The following is a 6,508-nucleotide window of genomic DNA, read 5'->3' on the forward strand; positions in this document are numbered from 1 at the left end:
GCAAACACCAGGCGTTCGAACTCTGTGCCGCTGAAATCCTCGACGTGAATCGGCCGGACCGTTCGAGCTATCGTCATCTGCCTACCTCCAGGCTCCCAGAGGTAGGTCGAAGTTTGATGATCTGTACGTCACCGCATTGGCGAACCGCTGTAGCTCTTGTTCAGTTCCTTCGACGCGCAACGTCTTGCCTTTCCGGAATGGACCCAGAGCCTCAAGGATTGCAGCCGATAGTTTCGCCTGGGCAGCGCTTGTATCTCTGTTGGGGATTGCCGGCGAAGCTAGGTCATCTATCAGTATGGCATGCTCGAAGAGCGGTTGCATCAGATGCCTCGTGATTCAGTGATGAATTCACTATTATGTCACGCCATGTCGATATCAAATGGCGTACGCAGATTGCGAAAAATCGCTAACATTATCATGCTACGCTATCTGTACTCCTACGTCTTGAGGGGAGTTGAACCGGCGACGACCTCTTTTACAAGGTCCCACATGGCGCGACAGCAAAAAACGCTACCACCCCAGCCGGGCTGATATCTTGCTTGCAGCATCTCTTAGCAAAACAATGTAGCGATCAACATCGCTCTTCTGCGTCCGGAATGCGGGAGCACCTACATTCACCGCCGCGATCACCGACCCGTCGAACGCCAGAACCGGCACGGAGACGGAAACCAGTTGCTCGCTTACTTCGCCGTAGCTTACACAAAATCCCTGGCGGCGGATCTTTTCCAATTCGGCAATCAGCTTGTTGCGATCCGTGATCGTGCGCCTGGTCAGACGCGGCAAGGCTTCCGGAATCATTTGCAACTGCACCTGGGGATGGAGAAACGCCAGAAGGACCTTGTAGGAGCCGGCAGTCAGTGGCCGTCGGCGACCGATCATCGCCTGAACGCGCAGATCTCGCATCGGCTCGAACTTGGCGATGCAAAGGGATTCCCCATTGTCGATGATACGCAGTTGGGTCGTTTCGTTCGCCTTCTGGCCGACTTCTTCCAAAATTGGATTGGCGATGCGAACCAGATCGACCTGCGTCGATGCAGCAGTCCCGAGCACGATTGCTGTCGTGCCCAAACGATAGGTGCCCGTTTCGCTCTTCCTGACTAGACCCCGCCGTTCCATTGTGCGTAACATCCGCAATATTCTTGGCTTCGTCTCCCCTGTATTTTGCGCGATCTCGGTCAGCCTGACATCTGGATTTTTGGCGACGTTCAACAGAACGTCAATGCAGACATCAACGGCTTGTACTATATTACTTTTTGCCGAAGATCCATCGTCCCTCACGCCTACATTCCTTCCAAATTTCAGGCAACATTGAGGCTCTAAATCCTCATTACACCTATCGTAACACGCTCGTTTTCCATTTGACAGTTCCCTTTCACGCCCTTTACCAATTTGAGTCAACAGTGGACGGGAACCCACTCATTCCGACCCATACGGGGTCGGCATCAAACAGCAACTGGGATTGGAACGATGACCGCAAAGACATTGAAGCGTGCAGCGATTACGCTGCTCGCCATGATTGCTACTCCTGCCATGGTCGCTGCGCAGGAGACGCCGTTGACGATCGGCATGTCGACCACGCCGACGACGCTCGATCCCCATGAGGATAGCTCCGCACCCAACAATGCAACGTCCCGGCACATCTGGGATAGCCTGATCAACCTCACCGGCACGTCGGAAAACAAGCCGGAACTCGCAACCGAGTGGAAGACTGTCGATCCGACGCATTGGGAGTTCAAGCTGCGCGAAGGTGTCAAATTCCATGACGGCAGCGAGTTCAACGCTGACGACGTCATCGCGTCGCTTCTGCGTGCCCGCGACAAGTCGAGCCAGGGCTTTGCCTCCTATACCCGCAACATTGCGAACGTGACGGCCAAGGATCCCTATACCGTCGTCGTCGAAACAAAGGTTCCAGATCCGATCCTCCTCAATTCCGTCAGTCGAATTCGCATCATCAGCGCCGACTGCAAGGATGCGCCGGTTCAGGACTTCGACAATGGAAAATGTGCGATTGGAACGGGCGCTTATTCGTTCGTTTCCTATTCCCCGGGCAGCAATCTCATGCTGAAGCGCAACGACAACTACTTCGCCGACCCTTCGCATTGGTCAAATGTCACACTGCGCTTCCTGCCCGATGACGGCGCGCGTCTGGCATCGCTTCTCTCCAACGAGATTGACATTATCGAAACCCTTCCTGCGGATGGGATGGCTCGCGTGGAAGCGACCAAAGACCTGCAGATCATCAACGGCCAGTCCTCCCGCTTCGTTTACCTTGGCCTGGATGTCGGCCGTGATGTTTCGCCTTTCGTGAAAGCTGCGGATGGTTCCGATCTCGACAAAAACCCGCTCAAGGATGAACGAGTGCGCCGCGCGATGCTGATGTCGATCAACCGACCTGCGATCGTCGACCGCGTCATGCAGAAGAACGGAACGGTCGCCGCCCAGTTCGTGGCTGAGGGTTATGCGGGCAATTCCAAGAAGGTCGAGAAAGTGAGCTACGATGCTGCCGCAGCCAAGGCGCTTCTGGCCGAAGCCGGCTACCCTGACGGCTTCAGCCTGACCCTTCATGGCCCGTCCGGCCGTTATGTCAAGGACGCCGAAGTACTGCAGGCCGTCGGTCAGATGTTCACGCGCATCGGCATCAATTCGAAAGTCGAGGTCCTGCCGTGGGCGATGTATTCGGAAGCTTATTCGAAAGGCACCTACAGCACCTATCTCGGCTCCTGGGGTGTGAACACCGGTGAAACCACCAATCCCACTGTCGCGCTTGTTGCGACGCGCGATGAGAAGAAGGGAACCGGCCGGTATAATGGCGGCGGCGTGTCTGATCCCAGGATCGACGAGGTGCTGGCCAAGGCGAGCTCTACGCTCGACGAAGCCGAACGCGCTCCCCTGCTCGAGGAACTGTCGGCTCTGACTTTTAACAAATTCTGGCTCCTCCCGATGCATTTCGAAAACGTCGTGCTGGGAGCGAAGAAGACCGTCTCCTACACGCCGCGCGGCGACAAATATACGCTCGCTTATGAAGTGAAGGCGGCGAACTAAGTCCAGCAGCATGGGGCTGCAACACAGCAGCCCCTCTTTTATCTCCCAGGAGCCATTTATGCAGGAACTTGGAACGGGCGAGGCCGTCGCCCGTGCGAAGGCCATCTATGACTATGGCCAGACAGCCATCTTCGCATCTCAAGTCGATCCCCGCCTTCATATGGTGCTGTATGTTCCGCCGACAGCCGCGGACGGCCGCAAGCTCGACCTGCTTGTCGCCGTTCATGGTACCGGCCGCACCTCCGCGATCGATTTTCGGGACGGTTTTGCCGAATTCGGGCTCTACAACGATTGCGCCATCCTATGCCCGATCTTCCCGGTAGGCGTGCTGGGTGACGGTGCGCGCTCCGGCTACAAGTTCCTCGAAGAAGGCGATATCCGTTATGACCGCGTCGTCATCGCCATGGTCGAGGAGATGGCCGAAAAGTACCGACAGGACTGGTCCAAGTTCGCTATGTTCGGCTTTTCCGGCGGCGGTCACTTCACCCATCGTTTTGCCATCCTGCATCCGGACAAACTCTGGGCGGCGTCGATTGGCGCTCCAGGTTCGGTAACCCTTCTCGATCCGACACGTGACTGGTGGGTAGGCATCCGAGACCTGGAGGTCCGCTTCGGCAAGTCGTTCCAGCCAGAGGAACTGGCCAAGGTTGCCGTGCAGATGATCGTGGGGGACGCCGATCTGGAGACCTGGGAAATCACCCACAAGCCAGGCGGCAAATATTACATGGCCGGCGCAAACGATGCCGGCACAACTCGCCCCGAGCGCCTTGCCACCCTTGCCCAATCGTTCCGCGATGCGGGCGTCGACGTGACCTTCGATCGCATTCCGGGTGTCTCCCATGACCGGATCAAGGTTCTTGGCTACGTCAAAACCTTCCTGGCAAAGGTACTGAAGGACCGGCGCGCGAAATGAAGAATGCAACCATTGTAGCCCCACAGCCGGAAGCGGTCGAAGCCGGAGCGGAAGTTCTTGAGCGTGGCGGCAATGCCATCGACGCGGCGCTCGCCTGCGCCTTCGTCCAGGGCGTGGTCGATCCGCAGATGGCCGGAATCGGGGGCTTCGGCTCCATGCACGTCTACATGCCAAGAAAGGGCGTGCACGAGGTCCTCGAATTCTATGCCCGCGCGCCCCTGAAGGCGACGCCGGACATGTGGTTGGACAAGATCAAGCATCAGAGCCGCGACGGCTTCGGCTACGTACTCGACGGCAATATTTCGGATATCGGCTATCTCGCGGTCTGCACGCCGGGCTCGCTCAAGGGTTACGAGACAGCTCTTAAGGACTACGGCACATTCGACTGGGGCGACCTGATCAAGCCAGCCGTCCGCCTTGCCCGCGAAGGTTTCATGATCCGAAATCACATGCATTGGTACTGGGCCAAGGACCAGTCGGCTGACGGTTTTGCCAACACGATCGACAAGCTGCGTTTTTCCGATACCGGCCGAAGGGTCTATTTCCACGAGGACGGATCGTTGAAGAACGTCGGTGAACTTCTCTTCAACAAGGACATGGCGGACACGCTTGAGCGGATCGCAAGAAGCGGTGGATCCGACATTTTCTATCACGGCGAACTGGCCGAGGAGATCGCGGCTGATTTCAAGTCCAACGGCGGACTGATCGACCAGGAAGATCTGGCGAGGTATGAGTTGTCGCGGATGGTGCCTGTCTGGGGCGAGTATCGCGGCAACCGAATTGCGACCTCCCCTCCTCCCGGCTCGGGCTTCCCGATGCTGGAACTGCTACACATCATGGAAGAGTTCGACGTCGGCTCCATGCAGCACAGCAGCGCCGAGCATGTCCGCATCCTCTTTGAGGCCATGAAGAGAATGACGATCGACAAGGACGCGCACATGGGGGACCCGACCTATGTCGATGTTCCCTATGAAAAGCTGCTGTCGAGGGAGCATGCACAGGCGCATGCTCTTGCGATCAAGGCTGGCGAGATCGCGAGCGTTGACCGCCTCGAGCGCTCGCAGCGCGACACTACGCACATCTCTGTCATCGACAAGGACGGCAACGCCGCCGCGATGACCCACACGCTCGGCAGTCCCTCCGGCGCCATCACCGCCGGCCTGGGCTTCATGTACAATGGCACGATGAGTCGCTTCAATCCGGTCCCCGGCAAGCCGGGCTCCATCGCCCCCGGCAAGCGCCGCCCCAGTTCTGCAGCACCGACAATCGTCTTCAAGGACGGCAAACCGAGCATCGTTATCGGTGCGCCCGGCGGCAGCTACATCGCACCTGCGGTTGCGCAGTGCCTGATGAACATGATTGATTTCGACATGTCCGTACTCGAAGCCGTTTCGGCACCAAGGATTGTTGGCGTGTCGAACACGATCGACATCTGCAACCGCATTCGACACTCTGTCGAAAGCGACCTGCAAGCGCAGGGCTACAAGGTGGCACGGTCACCGCAGACATATGCATTCGCCGCGGTCCATGCGATCAAGATCGAAGGAGGTGTCTCCAAGGGCGCCGCCGATCCGCAGCGAGACGGGATGGCGATCTCCGTCGCCTAAGGAGAGATTTAATGGTCACTTCCATTACCAGGCGGTTGATACAGGCACTGTTCGTCATCGTGGCAATGACGATCATCGTCTTTGCCGGCGTCAACGTGATTGGCAATCCGGTCGACATCCTGATCAATCCGGATGCCAATCAGGTGGAGCGCGCCCGCGTCATCTCCCATTACGGTCTCGATCAACCGCTCTGGAAGCAGTATCTGTTGTTCCTCCGGGGATTGCTGCACGGGGATTTCGGCAACAGTTTCGTCTACGGCCGTCCAGCCCTCGGGCTCATCGTGGAACGTCTGCCGGCAACGCTCGAGCTGGCCATCACGGCACTTGGAATTGCGATCGTCGTCGGCCTGCCACTCGGGCTTTATGCCGGGCTTTACCCACAGCGGATCTCGTCCAAGCTGATCATGTCAGGCTCGATCCTGGGCTTCTCGCTGCCGACATTCTGGGTCGGGCTCATGTTGATCATGGTGTTCTCGGTCGAGCTCGGCTGGCTGCCGACGAACGGCCGCGGCCCGACCGCGGAACTGTTCGGTGCACAATGGTCTTTCCTGACCGAGGAAGGCCTCAGACATCTTCTCCTGCCCGCCTTCAATCTGGCTCTGTTCAAGACGTCCCTCATTCTTCGACTGACCCGCGCCGGCGTGCAGGAAGTCCTGCCCCAGGACTACGTCAAGTTCGCGCGTGCCAAGGGGTTGCGAGAGCGGCGGGTTATCACCGTGCATGTCCTGAAGAACCTGATGATCCCGGTGGTGACCATCATCGGCCTGGAGTTCGGATCGCTGATTGCCTTTTCGGTCGTGACCGAAAGCATCTTCGCATGGCCGGGCATGGGCAAGCTCATCATCGACTCGATCAATCTTCTCGATCGTCCGGTCATCGTCGCCTACCTGATGATGATGGTGCTGCTTTTCGTCGTCCTGAACTTCATCATCGACGTCTGTTACAC

General features: G+C 57.9%; 5 protein-coding genes. 4 read left to right on the forward strand and 1 reads right to left on the reverse strand.

The annotated features are described in order from the left end of the window. Positions 1-510: 510 nt before the first annotated feature. A complete protein-coding gene (locus C9413_RS25830; RefSeq protein ID WP_040114790.1) occupies positions 511-1,278 on the reverse strand; it encodes an IclR family transcriptional regulator in 768 nt (255 codons plus the stop codon). A gap of 189 nt (positions 1,279-1,467) precedes the next feature. Here C9413_RS25830 and C9413_RS25835 point away from each other — a divergent pair, with 189 nt between their 5' ends. The 4 genes from C9413_RS25835 to C9413_RS25850 form a co-directional block, all read left to right on the forward strand. After that, complete coding sequence (locus tag C9413_RS25835; protein ID WP_040114789.1) at positions 1,468-3,042, forward strand: ABC transporter substrate-binding protein; 1,575 nt, start codon at positions 1,468-1,470, stop codon at positions 3,040-3,042. A 58-nt stretch (positions 3,043-3,100) separates the two neighbouring features. Continuing rightward, the gene (locus C9413_RS25840; RefSeq protein WP_040114788.1) at positions 3,101-3,955 is read left to right on the forward strand and encodes a hydrolase; all 855 of its coding nucleotides are present in this window, start codon (positions 3,101-3,103) and stop codon (positions 3,953-3,955) included. Further along, positions 3,952-5,562, forward strand: a complete 1,611-nt coding sequence (gene ggt, locus C9413_RS25845; RefSeq protein WP_040114787.1) for a gamma-glutamyltransferase — start codon at positions 3,952-3,954, stop codon at positions 5,560-5,562. The genes C9413_RS25840 and ggt overlap by 4 nt, the downstream gene beginning before the upstream one ends. An 11-nt stretch (positions 5,563-5,573) precedes the next feature. Beyond that, on the forward strand, positions 5,574-6,508 hold a 935-nt coding region (locus tag C9413_RS25850), incomplete at its 3' end, for an ABC transporter permease (RefSeq protein ID WP_170251088.1).

It is taken from the genome of Rhizobium sp. SEMIA 4085 (assembly GCF_013004495.1).
GTDB lineage: Bacteria > Pseudomonadota > Alphaproteobacteria > Rhizobiales > Rhizobiaceae > Rhizobium > Rhizobium gallicum.

Coding starts and splice junctions, on each gene's coding strand:
- C9413_RS25835 (WP_040114789.1), top strand. CDS start 1,468: ATGACCGCAAAGACATTGAAGCGTGCAGCGATTACGCTGCTCGCCATG.
- C9413_RS25840 (WP_040114788.1), top strand. CDS start 3,101: ATGCAGGAACTTGGAACGGGCGAGGCCGTCGCCCGTGCGAAGGCCATC.
- ggt (WP_040114787.1), top strand. CDS start 3,952: ATGAAGAATGCAACCATTGTAGCCCCACAGCCGGAAGCGGTCGAAGCC.